Consider the following 16,618-nt stretch of genomic DNA (forward strand, 5'->3'; position numbering starts at 1 on the left):
GTAAAATTAAGTGTTTATTTTTATATTGTTTGCCTTTTTGCCTATTCCCAATACTTCCGTTCTTCCTCTCTTCTCCTTACTTCTTGTTCCGTCTCCACTCTTCCGTCTCCCACTTGTTCCGTCTCCGCTCTCCCGTCTCCACTCTTCTCACCCCCCCCCTTGTTGTTCTGCCATACCCCGGAGATATGGCCACAGAACAACGCAAATATAGGAAAGTATTGTAAATTATGCAAAATTTCGGACGGAAAATGCGAATAAATTTCCCGCCCGAAATCCTGCATCAACAAATGCTTTTATTCCTCCTTGCGATCGTGCCGTTCGCGGTGCTCACGCCGTTCTCCCCGCTCGGGTCTCGGACGCCGCTCACGCTCGACATATCCTTCGGGCTTCGGCAACAGAGCCTTGCGCGAAAGTTTCAGCTTGTTTGTCTTGGGATCCAGCCCGATGAGCTTGACATCGATCTCGTCCCCCTCTTTGAGCCCGGTCTCCTCCATGGTCTCGAAGCGCTTGTAGTCGATCTCCGAGATGTGGAGCAGGGCGTCCTTTCCGGGCATGATCTCGACGAATGCGCCGAATGCGACGATCGAACGGATCTTTCCGTGATAGGTTTCGCCGACCTCGGGAATGGCCACAATGGCCTTGATGCGGGCCAGAGCGCCGTCGAGGGCCTCCTTGTCGACACCGAAGATGTCGACGATACCCTTGTTGTCGACCTCGGTGATGGTGATGGTTGTGTTGGTGGTCTTCTGAATGTCCTGAATGACCTTTCCGCCGGGGCCGATCACCGGACCGATCATATCCTGCGGGATGGTGATCTGAACGATGCGCGGTACGCAGGGCTTGTAGTCGGCACGCGGTTCGGCGATGCACTCGGTGATCTTGCCGAGGATGTGCATGCGGCCCTGACGTGCCTGCTCCAATGCAGCTGCGAGCACCTCGTAGGAGAGTCCGTCGACCTTGATGTCCATCTGCGTGGCGGTGATGCCGTCCTTCGTGCCGGTCACCTTGAAGTCCATGTCTCCGAGGTGGTCCTCATCTCCGAGGATGTCGGAGAGCACGGCCCACTTGCCGGTTGCGGAGTCGGAGATCAGCCCCATGGCGATACCCGATACGGGTTTCTTGATCTTCACGCCGGCGTCCATCAGGGCGAGGGTTCCGGCGCAGACGGTTGCCATCGACGAGGAGCCGTTGGATTCGAGGATGTCCGATACGACGCGCACGGCGTAGGGGTTCTCCTCGCCCAGCGGGATCATGGGTTTCAGGGCGCGCCATGCGAGGTGTCCGTGTCCGATCTCACGGCGCGAGAGACCGCGTGCGGCCTTTGCCTCGCCGGTGGAGAAGGGCGGGAAGTTGTAGTGGAGCACGAACTGCTCGGTGCCCTGTACGAGGACTTCGTCCTTGACCTTCTCGTCGAGTTTCGTTCCGAGGGTTACGGTTGCCAGGGCCTGGGTTTCACCGCGGGTGAAGATGGCCGAACCGTGTGCTGCGGGCAGATAGCCGACCTCGCACCAGATGGGACGGATCTCGTCCGTGCGGCGGCCGTCGAGACGCTTGCCCTCGTCGAGGATCATGTTGCGCATGGCCTTCTTCTGGACGTCATCGTGGAAGTACTTGTGGATCAGGGGGGCCTTTTCGACGAGCTCCTCCTCGGTGTAGCGCGATGCGAACTCGGCTTCGAGGGCGTTGAAGAGATCCTCGCGCTCGTGCTTCATCGTGCCGCTCGTGGCGATGGCGTAGGCCTTGTCGTAGAGCTCGCGGATGATCGTCTGGCGGAGCTCCTCGTCGTTGACCTCGTGGCAGTAGGTGCGTTTCACGTCCTTGCCGAGCTCCTTGGAGAGCTCGATCTGCACGGCGCAGTGCTTCTTGATCTCCTCGTGTGCGAACTTGATGGCCCCGAGCATGACCTCCTCGGAGACCTCCTTCATCTCACCCTCGACCATGAGGATGTTGTCGATGGTACCTCCGACCATGATGTCGAGGTCGCATTCGGGCATCTCGGAGAAGTTGGGGTTGATGGCGTACTGCCCGTTCTTGCGTACGACGCGGACCTCGGAGATGGGACCTCCGAAGGGGATGTCCGACACGGCGAGCGCAGCCGATGCGGCCAGGCCGGCCAGAGCATCGGGCTGAATGTCCTTGTCTGCCGAGATGAGGTTCACGGTGACGTATACCTCGGCGTGGTAGTCTGCGGGGAACAGGGGCCGGAGTGCGCGGTCGATGAGGCGGGCGACGAGGATCTCACTGTCGTTTGCCTTTCCTTCGCGCTTCATGAAGCCTCCGGGGTAGCGGCCGCATGCGGCGTACTTCTCCTTGTATTCGACCTGGAGGGGCATGAAATCGGTGTCGGGTTTTGCATCCTTTGCGGCCACGACGGTTGCGAGCAGCATCGTGTCGCCCATCTTGACGACCACGGCGCCGTCGGCCTGTTTGGCCAGCTTGCCCGTTTCGATCTCGATCTGGCGACCGTCGGCCAGGGTGATGATCTTGCGGACTGCGTTGTACAGCTTCTTTTCTTCCATAAATTTTAACCTATGATGTTTCGATTGTTCGTTGCAAGAAAATGAAGGCAATCCCACGCGGGAATTGCCCTCATTCTTTCCTCGGGATTACTTGCGGAGGTTGAGCGTCTTGACGATGGCGCGGTAGCGCTCGATGTCGACCTCCTTGAGGTATTCCAGCAACTGGCGGCGCTTACCGACCAGGCGGAGCAGAGCCCGCTGCGTACCGAAGTCGTGCTTGTTGCTTTTGAGGTGTTCAGTAAGGTGGTTGATACGGTACGAAAACAACGCGATCTGGCTCTCGGGAGAACCGGTGTCGGTGTTAGACTTGCCGTACTGGCCAAAAAGCTCCTGCTTTTTTTCAGCTGTTAAATAAGCCATTGTGTAAAAGTTTATTTAAGTTCCACTCTACGACGCATCCCCCTTACCGTGGATAACGCCAGAGCGTTCGGCAAAGGTACGAATATAATTAGGATTTAGGAATGAAAAGTTAAAAATTCTTTGTCTTTTGGGTAGAAAAATGAAAAGTTCGCGCGAAAAATCGTATTTTTGTGCTTAAACGCATGAAAATTATGGGAAAAAGAAGCATCTCCGGTCTTGTTGCCGCAGCCGCGGCGGTTCTGTTCGCGGGGTGTGCGGAGCGTCCGGAATATACGACCGTCGACGGGGTGATGCTCGGAACGACGCTGCACGTGGTGGCGGACGTGCGGAACACCACGCCGCAGGAACTCTATCGGGCGATCATGGATCTCGACCGGGAGGCGAAGGCTTCGATGTCGATTTTCGACGAGGGGTCTTTGTTGAGCCGGCTGAACCGCAACGAAACGGATTCGGTCGACCGGCATATCGCCTTCAACCTGCACCTTGCGGACAGCATCGGGGCGTTGAGCGACGGGCGCTACGACGTGACGGTCAAGCCGCTGGTCGAGGCGTGGGGCTTCGCCGGGAAACAGGCCGAGGCGCACCCGAATCTCGATTCGCTCCTCACCTTCGTGGGGCGCGACAAGGTGCACATCGAAAACGGCCGTCTGGTCAAGGCGGACCCGCGCGTGCAGCTGGATTTCAACTCCGTGGCAAAGGGCTATACGGTGGACCTGCTGGCCGGTCTGGTCGAGGGTTTCGGCGCCGGGAACTACATCGTCGACATCGGCGGCGAGGTGCGCTGCCGGGGCGTAAACCGCCAGGGCAATCCGTGGCGGATCGGGGTCGAGACCCCCTTCGACGGGAACATGAGCGACGGCGACTACCTCCAACGCCGGATCCGCCTCACCGAGGGCGGCCTTGCCACTTCGGGCAACTACCGGCGCTTCTACCTCGATGCCGACGGCAACAAGGTGGCCCATACGCTCGATCCGCGGACGGGGCGCAGCGTGCTGTCGCGGCTGCTGTCGGTGACGGTCGTGGCTCCGACGTGCGCCGAGGCCGATGCGCTGGGGACGATGTTCCTGGCCATGGGGGCCGATGATGCGCGGGCGGCCGTCGACCGGATGCCCGGGGTGAAGGTCTACTTCATCCTTGCGGGTGACGGCGATGCGTATGAAGAGTATGTCTCCCCGGCGATGCAGCCGTTGATCATGAAGTGAAAAATATGAAAACCGCAATTCTTCTCTACAATCCCCGTTCCGGACGGGGACGGATTGCCCGGAATGTCGAACGTATCGACGCCATCTTCCGCTCGTGCGGCTATGAGATCGTTCCGCAGGTGATCGACTTCGATGCCAATCCGTTCGACGGACACGAGACGATCGACCTGATGGTCGTCGCGGGCGGCGACGGGACGGTCAATTTCGCCGTCAACGCCATGAAGCGCAAGGGGCTGGACATCCCTCTGGGTGTGATCCCGGCCGGTACGGCGAACGACTTTGCCGGAGCGCTCGGGATGTCGTCCGAGGTGCTGGAAGCAGCCCGTCAGATCGCTTCGGGACGTGAGGAACGGGTCGACGTGGGACAGGTCAACGACCTGTGGTTCGTCAACATCTTCTCGTTCGGGATCTTTACGACCACCTCGCAGCGGACGCCCGATTCCCGCAAACACCGGATCGGGAAGCTGGCCTATCTGATCGAGGGGGTGAAGGAGTTCCGGACGATGCATGCCGTTCCGTTGGAGATCGTCGCCGACGGCGAACGCTTCGACCTTCGGTCGCTGATCGTGCTGATCTTCAATGGAGAGACGGCCGGCGGCTTCCGTCTGGCCCGCACGTCGTCGATCCGAGACGGACTTTTCGACTGCATTCTGCTGGAAAAGAGGGATCCGTTCCGTTCGACCCTGGCCATGGGGCGCTACCTGCTGGGGGGAAATCCGAAGATCGTCCGCCAGATCCGCGCCCGGCAGATCGACATCCGGTCGACGATCAACGAACCGACGGACGTCGACGGTCAGCCCGGTGCCGAGTTCCCGCTGCATATCGAATGTGTGGCAGGGGGCCTTCGGGTGATGTGCCCCCATCGCGGAGAGCCGGTTTAGAGCCTCCTGGCGCGAAGTTTCGGCGAGCGGTCCGGATGTCGGCAGCGGGTCGTGCGAATGGTTTTTTTGTCCTTCGCGGCTTGCGATTTTGCGGTGTAAATGTTATTTTTGTCAAAAAAGAGGTCCTTATGGCGGAAAACGGCAAAACGATGCGCGGCAATAGCCGGGAAGGCCTTCACAAGGTTTCGATCTCCCGCATCAAGAAGGAGATGAGCGATGTCTTCTACCTTTCGGACGATCTGGTCATTACGACGCTTACCGCCGACAAGAACACGACATCGGAGTATCCGACGACGATCGACGGCTTTACGGCGATCATCATGATGGCGGGCGAGGCGACCGTTTCGATCGACATGCAGAACTACCACGTGCGTCCGAACATGATCGTCTTTTTCAGCCCCGATTCGATCATCCGGACCGTGAAGTGCTCGTCGAATGCGGCGGCCTACCTGCTGGCCTTTTCGAAATCGTTCGTCAACGAGATCCAGATCGACCTGTCGACATCGCTTCCGGTCTACATGCGTTTCGGCAAGGCCCCGCTGTTGGAGGTGCAGCAGCAGGACGTGGACGAGATCCGTCAGTTGTTCCAACTGATCAAGACGATGCTTCGCAGCGACAAGGAGCGCTACCGCCACGAGATCATCCGCACGCTCTTCACCACGGCATTCTACCTCATTACGGAGATCAATCTCCGCGAGCAGCCCGAGGAGCAGCGGCAGGGCCGTTGCGAGGTGCTGTTCAACGAATTCATGTCGCTGCTTCAACAGCACAACAAACGGGAGCGGAACGTGAGCTTCTATGCCAAGCAGATGAATATCACGCCGAAATACCTGTCGTCGGTGGTCAAGGAGGTGAGCGGGAAGACGGCGGCGCGGTGGATCGACGAGTCGGTGATTCTGGAAGCGAAGGCGCTGCTGAAATATTCGGGGATGAGCATCCAGGAGATCTCCTACCATCTGAATTTCTCGACGCAGTCGTTTTTCGGGAAGTATTTCAAGCAGCATACGGGCACTTCGCCTTCGCGCTACAAGCGTCGTCGGTAGGCGTGTGACGCGGAAACTCCGGGTCTGCGTTCCGGACGGAAAACGGTCGCCGTGCAATCTGGCACGGCGACCGTTTTTTGCGACGGATCCGGTCATCCGGCGACACGCCCTCCCCCGGTCATTCGGCGACGGGGAATACCGTGAGCCGGAGTTCGGTGCACCCGTAGGGGATCAGGTCGAGGTATTCGGTTTTGTCGGAGATGGCGCGAGCCTTTCCGCCTTCGGGCAGCCGGGGCGTGTAACGCTCCTCTTCGAGCGTCCAGTCGATCCGTTTGACCGGGACGCGGATCTTCACGGGAGCCTGCTCCGCATCGAACGGATAACTGCCGGCCTCGATTCCTTCCGGGAGGATCACTTCGGGCTTCGCATCCGGGCAGAGGGCGAAGTTCCAGGCCCCGGCCGGCTCGATGCTCCAACACTTGAATTCGGGGTTGGCCGGGACCTTTCCGTTCATGTTGGCATAGACGGTCGTGTCTTCGGTTTTCCGCTGGGGTACGGCGTAGGAGAAGACCAGCGGGCCCCGCTGGATGTAGACGCCCTGCCCGGGGAGGGGCGTTACGACGGGCTCCATGCCGAGATGCAGCCGGATGCGGTCTCCGTCCCGGAACTTGCGCCGGATGGTTACGAAGGATCCTTTCGGGCACTCGCCCTTCCAGGATTTCCCGTTGATGCGGATCGAGGCGTCGTCGCACCAGCCGGGGATGCGCAGCTGGAAGGGTATTTCGGCCTTTCCCTTCATCGAGAATACGAATTCGATCTCCCCGTCGAAGGGATAGGCGGTGCGCTGCTCGATGCGGCAGGTCCGGCCGTCGGGGAGCTCGAACTCCCCGACCGAAGGCCCGTAGAGGGCCGCGGCGATGGCACCGTCGTTGCCGCGCAGCCACATGTAGGTGACGTAGTTGGGCATGAAGCGGTGGACGTTTCCGGAGCAGCACTCCGTCTGGTGTGTGGGGCGGAAGGCCATCCAGGTCGATCCGTGGAAGAAGTCGTTGTGGTTCGAGCGTCCGGTGGCGATCACCTGGTTGACCGACGAGAAGTATTGCAGGGCCCGGAAATCCTTCGTCACGGCGCCGGCTCCGGCGTTGAACACGGCCTTTTCGATCTTGTCGGCCCACCGGGCGTCACCGGTCGTGAGGAGGAACTGTTCGAGGGTCCAGGAGTAGTCGGAGATGTCGCAGGTTTCGTGGCTGTTGATGACGTTTTCGTTGCCCACGAGGGCTTCGGCGCTGGCCGGGACACCGTCGGGCAGCATGTGGTCGCGGGTGAGCTTGCGCTCGGCGTTGAGGGCCAGATCGAGGTAACGCTGCTTGCCGGTGTATGCGTAGAGCAGCATGGGGAGTTTGAGCTCCTCCATGCAGGTCACGCCGTGCATGGAGAGGCGTTCGTCGCTGGCGGCCACCTCCGGAGTCAGGTCGCCGAATTTCCCGTCGTTGTAGGCGCTTTCGCAGAGGTCGAGCAGCTTTTTGTTTCCGGTTTTGCCGTAGGTCCACAACATGCCCTCGATCGTAACGATGTTGCGCCATTTCTCGATCTCCTCTTTCGGAAAGTTGAGGTAGTGCCGTTCGAGAGCTTCCGGGATTCTGGGATCTCCAGTCCGCTCGTAGCAGGCCTGCATGACGCGGAAATAGACGCACATGGGCCACATGGATTCGATCCGGGCATTTCCGAGTTTTCCCGTGGGGGATGCGTTTTCCAGCGTGTAGCGGATGCCGGCCTCGCCCTTTTCGATGAGCGTCGGATCGTTGAGCAGATACCCCAGACGAAGCAGCCCGTCGCTGTAATAGGCCGTCTGTTCGTACCGCCACCAGTCGCATCCGTAGGTTTCGGTGTTGCGTCCGATCTCCCCGGCCCAGAGGCAGGAGTCGTAGGGATAGGACAGCGCTTCGGGATGTCCGGTGAGTCCGGATTGCTGGCGGAGGAGGAACTCCTCGATCCAGCCCCGGGGCGTGATGTCGACGTCCATGCCGCCTTGATAGGCTGCATGGGGAGGTTGGGCTCCGGCCGTCAGTGCAAGGAGCGTCAGGAGCAGTAGGGAAAACAGTCGTTTCATAAAAGCAACTTTGTTCGGGTCGGTTGTTTCCTTTTTCGGACCGGGGATTCCGTTCCGAGGGCAAAAATACGCAAATGGCGGAGTCGATCGGGATAATAATCGGTAAAAAAAGGAAATATCCGTACCGGCGGACTTTTCGGCTGCGGATGACGCCGTTCGGAATGGTCCCGGGGTGCAGTTGCAGAGACTGCCTCCGGGGTTGTCCGCGGACTGCGGCCCGTGTTGCGGATGCGCGTCGGTCGGGGGCTTCCGCCGTCGCGATCTGTCGGAACTCCGGCTCCGGAGAGGGCGCGAGATAATTTTATGTCGGTTCCGTCGAAAAAAGTTCCGCAGCTTTCCGATATTTCGTTATCTTTGGAGTCGGATTCGGTGCGGGGAGTCTCCGCCCGGTATCCGATCAACCCAAACATACAAAAAACGACCTATGAAAAACCTCTTTCTGACGACTGTCGCGCTTGTCGCCACGCTGGCGGTCTGCGGTGCGGAGAATCCGCCCGCTCTCGTTCCCGTACCGCAACACCTGACCTTTGAACCCGGCCGGACGGTCGACCTCGCCGCCGCGCGGATCTGCATCCCCGGTCAGGAGAAGGAGCTGATCGCTGCCGCGACGCTCTTTTCCCGGGATCTTGCCCGTGAGAGCGACCTTTCGTTGAAAGTCGACCGGAAGGCCGGCGGTGACATCCGTCTGATGCTTGATACCTCGCTCGGCGAGGAGGCCTATCGCCTGTCGGTCCGTCCGGAGGGCGTTGTTGTCGAGGGCGGTTCGCCGGCCGGCGTCTTCTACGGACTGCAAAGCCTGCGGCAGCTCGTGGCGCAATACGGCACGACGCTCCCGGAGGTGCAGGTCGAGGATGCGCCCAGCTTCGGATACCGCGGGGCGATGCTCGACTGCTGCCGGCACTTCTTCACGGTGGAGGAGGTGAAGACCTTCCTCGACATCCTTGCGCTGCACAAGATCAACCGCTTCCACTGGCACCTGACCGAGGACCAGGGCTGGCGCATCGAGATCAAACGCTATCCCGAACTGACGAAGATCGGGTCGCGCCGTGCCGAGACGGTGCTGGGCAACAACTCGGTGGCATACGACGGAATTCCTTACGACGGCTATTATACGCAGGACGACGTCCGCGAGGTGGTGGCCTATGCGGCCGAACGTTTCATCGAGGTGATTCCCGAGATCGAGATGCCGGGCCATGCTTCGGCGGCGCTGGCCACCTATCCGTGGCTGGGGTGTGCCGGCGAGGGCTACAAGGTGCAGACCTGCTGGGGCGTTTTCCCGGAGGTCTTCTGCGCCGGCAAGGAGTCGACTTTCGAGTTCTTGCAGAACGTCCTCTCGGAGGTGATCGAACTCTTCCCCTCGAAGTATATCCACGTGGGCGGCGACGAGTGCCCGAAGGAGAGCTGGGAGAAATGCCCGGCCTGCCAGCAGCGGATCCGCGACGAGCACCTGAAAAACGAACATGAATTGCAGAGCTATTTCATCCTGCGGATGGAGAAGTGGCTCAACGAACATGGCCGCAGCCTGATCGGGTGGGACGAGATTCTCGAAGGCGGTATCTCGCAGAGCGCGACGATCATGTCGTGGCGCGGTGCCAAGGGCGGCATTGCGGCGGCCCGTGCCGGGAACAAGGTCATCATGACGCCCAACACGCACTGCTATCTCGACTACTATCAGACGAAGGATCCGCGGCGTCTCGAACCGTGGGGCATCGGCGGTTACGTCTCGGTGGGCAAGGCCTATTCGCTGGATCCCTACGACCAGCTGACCGAGGCGGAGCGTCCTTATATCCTGGGCGTTCAGGGCAACATCTGGACGGAATACATCGCCGGTTTCGCTCACCTTCAACATATGGTTCTTCCTCGTCTGGCGGCTTTGGCCGAGGTGGGATGGTCGTGTGAGCGTCGGGATGCGGAGGATTTCCGCCGCCGCATGGAGGTCTTCCGGAAGCTCTACGAGCGTCAGGGCTGGCGTTATGCGCCCTATTTCTTCGATGGTACGGACCTCCCGAAGGAGTGACGGGTCTCCGGTTTGACCCGGCCCTCCCCGGCCCTCTCCGTTCTCCCGATTTGACTTGATCCGCACCGAACAGTATCCGAACCGATGAATCCGAACGAACGCCTTTTTTCGCTGGATGCCCTGCGGGGTTTCGACATGCTCTTCATCATGGGCTTTGCGAGCCTTGTGGCGTCGCTTTGCGCCCTTTGTCCCAATGCCTTCACGGACGGACTGGCCGCCCAGATGCACCACGTGTCGTGGAACGGGCTGACCCACCACGATACGATCTTCCCGCTGTTCCTCTTCATCGCCGGTATCTCGTTCCCCTTTTCGCTGGCCAAGCAGCGCTCCAAGGGGTTCAGCGAGGGGCGGATCCTCTACCGGGTGATCCGGCGGGGTGTGCTGCTGGTCTTCCTGGGAATGGTCTACAATGGCCTTTTCAAGTTTGATTTCTCGACGCTGCGTGTGGCCAGCGTGCTGGGTCGCATTGGCCTGGCCTGGATGTTCGCGGCGCTGCTCTACCTCTATTGCGGAACCCGGACCCGGATCGGGATCGCAGCCGTGATTCTGATCGTCTATTCGGCGCTGCTGTGCCTGGTTGCGGCACCCGATGCCCCGCTGGGAGCCGATCCGCTGTCGAAGGAGGGGTGCCTGGCCTGCTGGGTCGACCGGCAGTGGTTGCCCGGACGTCTGATCTACGGAACGTTTGATCCCGAAGGTCTGTTGAGCACGCTTCCAGCTATTGTGACGGCCATGCTCGGCATGTTCACCGGCGAGTTCCTGCGTGCCGACTCGCCGAAGCTTTCAGGGAGCCGGAAAGCGCTCTGGATGGCGCTTGCCGCCGTGGCGCTCGCCCTCATCGGCTGGGCGTGGAGTTTCGTGATGCCCGTCAACAAGATGTTGTGGAGTAGTTCGTTCACCTGTGTGGTGGCAGCCTATTCGCTGGGTATGTTCGCCTTGTTCTACTACGTGATCGATGTCCGCGGCTGCCGGCGCTGGACGCTCTTTTTCCGCGTCATCGGCCTGAACTCCATTACGATTTACCTGGCGCAGCAGATCATTCCGTTCAATCGGGTCGCGAATTTCTTTGTCGGAGGCGTGGCCTCGAAGTGCGGCGAAGCGGTGGGGACGGTGATCTGTGCAGCCGGTTACGTGGCGGTCTGCTGGCTGTTTCTCTATTTCCTCTACCGGAAGAAGACTTTCCTGAAAGTCTGATCGTCCCGCCGTCCTGTTGTCCCGCCGTCCTGTTGTCCCGCCGCCTTGCCGCTTCGGCGCTCCGGCAGGCGGGAGGACGACTCCGGCAGACGGCTGCGCCTCCCGCCGCCCTTCCCTCCACAGCCTTTCTCCCTTCGGTGACTGCCTCCCTTCCCGGGTCGCTCCCGGAACCGAAAAGCGGGCCCCTCCATCGGAGGGACCCGCTTTTTCCATCACCCGAACGCCTTATGCGCGTTTGGTCTTCGTCGTCTTGGCTGCTACGGCCTTGTCCAACTCGATGATGAAATCCGAAAGTACGTTCATGTAGTTGATGAAGGCATCGTAAGCCGAATCGTAGGGGTTGAAGTAGGAGTGTACGTCACCATCCGACAGCCACTTGGTGGCCATGTAGTAGAAGTGGTCGGAGGTCTGCATGAAGCTCCATACGTAATCGAAATCGGGGTTCTTCAACGCCTTGATCTTCTCCTTCTGGGCATAGAGTTTCGAGAAAGCCTCGTTTTGGAGCTCGTTGCCCAGCCATGCCGTTACGTCGCGCTCCTCGTCGGCCCACGACATCACGTGCGGGCAGTGGAGCACGGCCACGGGCTGGTACTTCTTGGCCGCCTCCGTGACGGTGGCGAATTCCAGCCCGTTCTTCTTGGCCAGGATGGCCTTGGGCAGCGAACGCATGAATTCGAAGATCCCGGTGTCGGCGGCCTGGTGCTCTCCGAAGGTCTCGTAGTCCATGAAGAGGTTGATGACCTCTCCGGGCGTCTCCTCCGAGGCGAGCCACTGCACGTACTTGTCGGCGGTCAGCGGCCACTGATCCCAGCTGCGGTTCGAGAAGCGGAAGGCAATGTCGTCCGAGAGCTTGTAGTTGCGCAGCAGCAGGCGCAGTTTCTGGTCGATGGCGTTCGCATAGACGTAGTTGGGCGATTTCCATCCCAGCACGTGCTTGGCACCTTCGGCGAGCATCGTGCGGAATCCCATCCCGGCAACCATGGCGCCGATCTCGTCCGAATAGATGAGCTCGGTGTTCCGGAAGGCGGTCGGTTTTACGCCGAACTCCTTCTTGATGAGGTTGGTATGGAGCTTAACCTGCTCCTCGAAGTCCTCCTTCGAAGCCAGTGCTGCGAGCGAGTGCGAATAGGTTTCGGCGAGGAACTCCACGCATCCGGTGGCCGCAAGCTCCTTGAACGATTCGAGCACCTCGGGAGCGAAGGTCCGCATCTGCTCGATGGCGATGCCGGTGATCGAGAACGAGCAGCGGAACTTGCCCTTGTTCTCCTTGATGAGTTTGAGCAGCAGGGCGTTCATCGGCAGATAGCACTGACGGGCCACTTTCTGCATGATGGCACGGTTTTGGAGGTCGTCCAGGTAGTTATGGTCTTTGCCCATGTTGAAGAAGCGGTATTTCTTCAAGCGCCAGGGCTGATGTACCTGAAAATAAAGGCAGACGGTTTTCATGGTGGTGTTATCTATTTTGATTGTTCTTTACTCTCGTCGATCGCCGCTTCGTAGACCTTCTTGATCTTGGCTGCGGCATCGTTCCATTTGAGGTTCGTGACCTCGGCGAGTCCCTTCGAGGCGAACATCTTGGCCAGGGCCGGATATTCGATCAGGCCGTAGATGGCATCGGCCAGGGCATCGACATCCCAGTAATCGACCTTGACGGCGTAGTCGAGCACCTCGGCGACACCGCTCTGCTTGGAGATGATGACCGGGACGTTCGACCGCATGGCTTCGAGGGGCGAAATTCCGAAGGGTTCCGAGACCGAAGGCATGACATATACGTCCGAAAGCTGGAACATCTTGTGTACGTCCTCCCCGCGGAGGAATCCCGTGAAGTGGAATCGGTCTGCGATGCCGAGTCTTGCGACGCGCCGGATGATGTGGTTCATCATGTCGCCGGATCCGGCCATGACGAACCGCACGTTGGGAACCCGTTTGAGGACCTTTGCGGCGGCCTCGACGAAGTAGTCGGGTCCCTTCTGGTAGGTGATGCGGCCCAGGAAGGTGACGATCTTGTCGGATACGCCGCGTTCGGGTGCTACGGTCTCCTTCTCCGCGAATCGCACGGCGTTGTGCACCGTGACGACCTTCTCGGCGGGGACGCCGTATCGGTTGATGACGATGTTGCGCGTGAGGTTCGATACGGCGATCACGCGGTCTGCGGCGTGCATGCCGGCGCGTTCGATGTCATAGACCTGGGTGTTGACGTGCTCACCGCTGCGGTCGTACTCGGTTGCGTGCATGTGCACGACGAGGGGTTTCCCGGAGACCCGTTTTGCGGCGATTCCGGCGTAGTAGGTGAGCCAGTCGTGCGCGTGGATGACATCGAACTGTCCCTCGAGGTCGCGGGCAACCTGTGCTGCGACGATGGCATAACGGGCCACCTCTTCCATGAGGTTTGCGCCGTATTTCCCGGAGAAGGTGTAGCGTTGTTTCCACGCGTCGGTCGTGGACCAGGTACGCTGTCCCGACTTGACATACTGCTCGTGGTAGTTTTCATACTCTTCGGGGGAGATGTAGGGGACCATATTCGAGTCGATATGGATGAACGACATTTTTTGGAGAATGTCGTCGGCACCGCTGCCGGTGGCACCGTAGAGCGCCTCGACGTCGCTGGCATTCAATACGTGCGTGAATCGTTGGTCCTCGTCGCCATACGCATGCGGGACTACGAAGGTCACGTCTACGCCATTTCGGGCCAGTCCGCGGGTCATTCCATAACAGGCCGTTCCCAGTCCGCCCGCAATGTGGGGCGGGAACTCCCATCCGAACATCAATACTTTCATGTCTTATTCAGTTTTGTCTTGTGTTTCCTTGCGTTTTTATCCGCTGTTGTCCGGCATTGTCGCTTGGCATCGAGTTTTCGGTTTTCCGCTTTTTCCGGTTTTCCGTCAGTTCTTTCCGTTACTCACTCCTTCCCTGCTCACTGTCCCTTTCCGCTCTTTTCCGTTGCGTCTTCTTGCCTTCACTCCTTCTGCTCCGTTCCCTTCTCTCCTTCTTGCTCCCGTCTCTTTCTCACTCCCGTCTTCCCTTCTGCTTGTTCTCTCTCTCGCTCCTCTCTCTCGCTCCTCTCTCTCTCGCTCCTCTCTTTCTCGCTCCTCTCTTTCTCGCTCCCTTCTACTGCCCCCCCCCTCTTGGAGCCGGACCGTCGGGCTGCGGAAATCTATTTCGCAGCCGCTTTTTTGGTCGTAGCCTTTTTGGCCGCAGGTTTTTTCGCGGTCTTTGCTTCCTCCTTTACCGCCGTCTTGGCCGGGGATTTCCGGGCCGCAGGCTCTTTCTCGACCTTTGCTTCGGCCTTGACGGCGCTCTTGCGGGTCGTTTTTTTCTTCGGCTCCGGAGCACCGGCCTTGCGGGCCTGAATCATGGCGTGGATGTCCAGTACGGAAGCGACGCTCCATGCCTGCGAGATCGCACCGCGGGGTGCATAGGGAGGATCGGCATCGAAGAGTTCGCCGATGGATCCGATTCCGTAGGACTGGATGTCCTCGTCGAATCCGGCGAGGATCTCCTCGGCCTCCGGCAAGAAGGCGTCACCGTTGATGTCGAAGCATGCCTGGACGTAGAATTCCAACAGCCACGGCCATACGGATCCGTTCTTTCCTGCGAAGTCGCGCTCTTCGGGGGTACCCTCCTGCGAACCCTTGTAGAGGGGGTTGCGGGGCGAGAGGGTCCGCAGACCTTTGGGGGTCAGCAGGTGCTGGCGCACGGTCTGGATCACGGCGAGCTGCATCTGTTCGTCGAGCATCTTGCAGGGAAGGCCGCAGGCGATGATCATGTTGGGTCGGATCTCCCGGGCGGGGCCTTCGAATCCGACGTAGTCGGCCAGATAGCCTTCGGGCAGGCAGAAGAGTTCGTTGAACGACGCTTTGGTCTTTTCGGGGAGTTTCTCCCAAGCCTTCACGAACTTCTTGTCTCCGTTTTCGGCCGCCAGCCGGAGCGCGTAGCATACGGCATTGTACCAGAGTGCGTTGACCTCGACCTGATAGCCGTTTCGCGGGGTGACGGGCTGACCGTTGATGACGGAGTTCATCCACGTCAGGGGGGTGTTCTCGGCGGAGGCCCAGATGAGTCCGTTGTCGTTGAGGATGACACGCCCGGCGACACCTTGTTTGTAGGCATCGAGGAGTTGTTTCATGGTTTCGCCGTAGCGTTTCCAGATTTCGGCTCCACCGATCTGGGTTTCGAGCTGTTGGAGGGTCCAGAAGAACCACAGCGGGGTGTCGGCGGCCACGGCCGCCGAGAAGTCTCCGCAGAACATGCCGTTGCACAGGTTGCGGACCTGGGTGTCGAGCGCGTCGATGCAATCCTCCTTGTGGTTCTGGCGCAGGGTGATTCCGGGGAGCGAGATGAATGTCTGGCGTCCCGAAACGCCGTGCCACGGGTATCCGGCGATCACTTCGGTCCGGTTTCCGGGGCGGCGGATGAGGAACTGGCGTGCGGAGTGCTCCATGCAGCTGATGAAGTCGATCTTGTGGGTTCGCCGAGCGATCGAGGCGTTGAATACCTCCTCGATGGTCTTCGTGGAGCCCATCTCATCGAGCGATGCGGAGAAGATGATGCTTTCGCCCTTTTTGAGTTCGGTTTCGAAGTATCCGGTCGTCATGAGGTCCTCGTACCCGTCGTATCCGCGGGCGATGTCCTGCAAGTACTCGAAGTTGTAGTACCAGTCGGGGGCGGGCACGAACTCCGCCTCGGGCTTGCTCGTTTGGAGGTAGAGCCACGGGAAGGAGCCGTAGAGGCGGCATTTCACGCCGTTGACGGCGGGATACGAGTGTCCGTCGGCCTCCATGTTGGCATGGGTCAGGGTGTGCTTGTCGCGGAATGCGAGGAAGGGCCGCAGGCGCAGGCGGGTTTCGGAGTGAGCGTCCACGAGCGTGTAGCGGATCATGAGCTGGGTGCGCTTGTGGATCCAGAGCAATTCCTTTTTGAGGATCACGCCGCCCACACGGTAGGTAATCGTGGGGGTCGGGGTGTACTCGAAATCGGTGATGTACTTGTGTCCGCGGGGTTCGTATACGCCCTTGTAGCGGTGCAGGGCGAGGTTGAAGGTCTGGTCGTGCTGGATGATCGTTTCGTCGAGCGCCGACAGGAGGACATAGGTCCGGTCGCTGTTGTCGATCGGAGCCACCATCAGGCCGTGATAGCGGCGGGTGTTGCAGCAGACGATGGTCGTGCTCATGTATCCGCCGATCCGGTCCGTAGCGAGCATCTCACGCTGGAGGGAGTATTCCAGGTTGCCGAGTTCGCTTTTGTCGAAGGTTAATGCTGACATATGTTTAAAAAATGCGGTTCGTCCTTTAAAGATATTCAAAATTTCAAAAAACAGCAAGCGAAATGCCGGATTTTGATATTTTTATACCG

The 16,618-nt window shown here is 59.6% G+C and carries 11 protein-coding genes; 5 read left to right on the top strand and 6 right to left on the bottom strand.

The window, feature by feature from the left end; translation table 11 throughout:
* Positions 1 to 293: 293 nt before the first annotated feature.
* Both pnp and rpsO read right to left on the bottom strand, forming a co-directional pair.
* Entirely contained in the window at positions 294 to 2,519 is a 2,226-nt protein-coding gene (pnp, locus tag B5G16_RS01540; protein ID WP_087260382.1) for a polyribonucleotide nucleotidyltransferase, read from the bottom strand.
* An 87-nt stretch (positions 2,520 to 2,606) separates the two neighbouring features.
* A complete protein-coding gene (gene rpsO, locus B5G16_RS01545) occupies positions 2,607 to 2,879 on the bottom strand; it encodes a 30S ribosomal protein S15 (RefSeq protein WP_087260384.1) in 273 nt (90 codons plus the stop codon).
* Between the two features lie 191 nt (positions 2,880 to 3,070).
* On the opposite strand from rpsO, the gene B5G16_RS01550 reads away from it, so the two are divergent.
* The 3 genes from B5G16_RS01550 to B5G16_RS01560 all read left to right on the top strand — a co-directional run bounded on the left by B5G16_RS01550 (position 3,071) and on the right by B5G16_RS01560 (position 6,005).
* Complete coding sequence (locus tag B5G16_RS01550) at positions 3,071 to 4,081, top strand: FAD:protein FMN transferase (RefSeq protein WP_087260385.1); 1,011 nt, start codon at positions 3,071 to 3,073, stop codon at positions 4,079 to 4,081.
* 5 nt (positions 4,082 to 4,086) lie between these two features.
* Positions 4,087 to 4,962, top strand: coding sequence for a YegS/Rv2252/BmrU family lipid kinase (locus B5G16_RS01555; RefSeq protein WP_087260387.1), 876 nt, complete (start codon positions 4,087 to 4,089; stop codon positions 4,960 to 4,962).
* A gap of 128 nt (positions 4,963 to 5,090) precedes the next feature.
* Complete coding sequence (locus B5G16_RS01560; RefSeq protein WP_087260389.1) at positions 5,091 to 6,005, top strand: AraC family transcriptional regulator; 915 nt, start codon at positions 5,091 to 5,093, stop codon at positions 6,003 to 6,005.
* A gap of 118 nt (positions 6,006 to 6,123) precedes the next feature.
* Here the strand turns inward: B5G16_RS01560 and B5G16_RS01565 are convergent, their stop codons facing one another.
* Positions 6,124 to 8,055, bottom strand: coding sequence for a beta-L-arabinofuranosidase domain-containing protein (locus tag B5G16_RS01565; RefSeq protein ID WP_087260390.1), 1,932 nt, complete (start codon positions 8,053 to 8,055; stop codon positions 6,124 to 6,126).
* 424 nt (positions 8,056 to 8,479) lie between these two features.
* On the opposite strand from B5G16_RS01565, the gene B5G16_RS01570 reads away from it, so the two are divergent.
* Entirely contained in the window at positions 8,480 to 10,072 is a 1,593-nt protein-coding gene (locus B5G16_RS01570) for a beta-N-acetylhexosaminidase (RefSeq protein ID WP_087260392.1), read from the top strand.
* 84 nt (positions 10,073 to 10,156) lie between these two features.
* On the top strand, positions 10,157 to 11,266 hold the full coding sequence (locus B5G16_RS01575) for an acyltransferase family protein (protein ID WP_087260394.1): 1,110 nt from the start codon (positions 10,157 to 10,159) through the stop codon (positions 11,264 to 11,266).
* 225 nt (positions 11,267 to 11,491) lie between these two features.
* Here the strand turns inward: B5G16_RS01575 and B5G16_RS01580 are convergent, their stop codons facing one another.
* The 3 genes from B5G16_RS01580 to B5G16_RS01590 form a co-directional block, all read right to left on the bottom strand.
* On the bottom strand, positions 11,492 to 12,712 hold the full coding sequence (locus tag B5G16_RS01580; RefSeq protein WP_087260397.1) for a glycoside hydrolase family 57 protein: 1,221 nt from the start codon (positions 12,710 to 12,712) through the stop codon (positions 11,492 to 11,494).
* An 11-nt stretch (positions 12,713 to 12,723) separates the two neighbouring features.
* Positions 12,724 to 14,043, bottom strand: coding sequence for a glycosyltransferase family 4 protein (locus B5G16_RS01585; RefSeq protein ID WP_335340980.1), 1,320 nt, complete (start codon positions 14,041 to 14,043; stop codon positions 12,724 to 12,726).
* Between the two features lie 377 nt (positions 14,044 to 14,420).
* Positions 14,421 to 16,529: a glycogen debranching enzyme N-terminal domain-containing protein gene (locus tag B5G16_RS01590; RefSeq protein ID WP_087260399.1), complete on the bottom strand. Its 2,109-nt coding sequence runs from the start codon at positions 16,527 to 16,529 to the stop codon at positions 14,421 to 14,423.
* Positions 16,530 to 16,618: the final 89 nt, after the last annotated feature.

The organism is Alistipes sp. An66 (genome assembly GCF_002161445.1).
In the GTDB taxonomy this organism is placed as follows: domain Bacteria; phylum Bacteroidota; class Bacteroidia; order Bacteroidales; family Rikenellaceae; genus Alistipes; species Alistipes cottocaccae.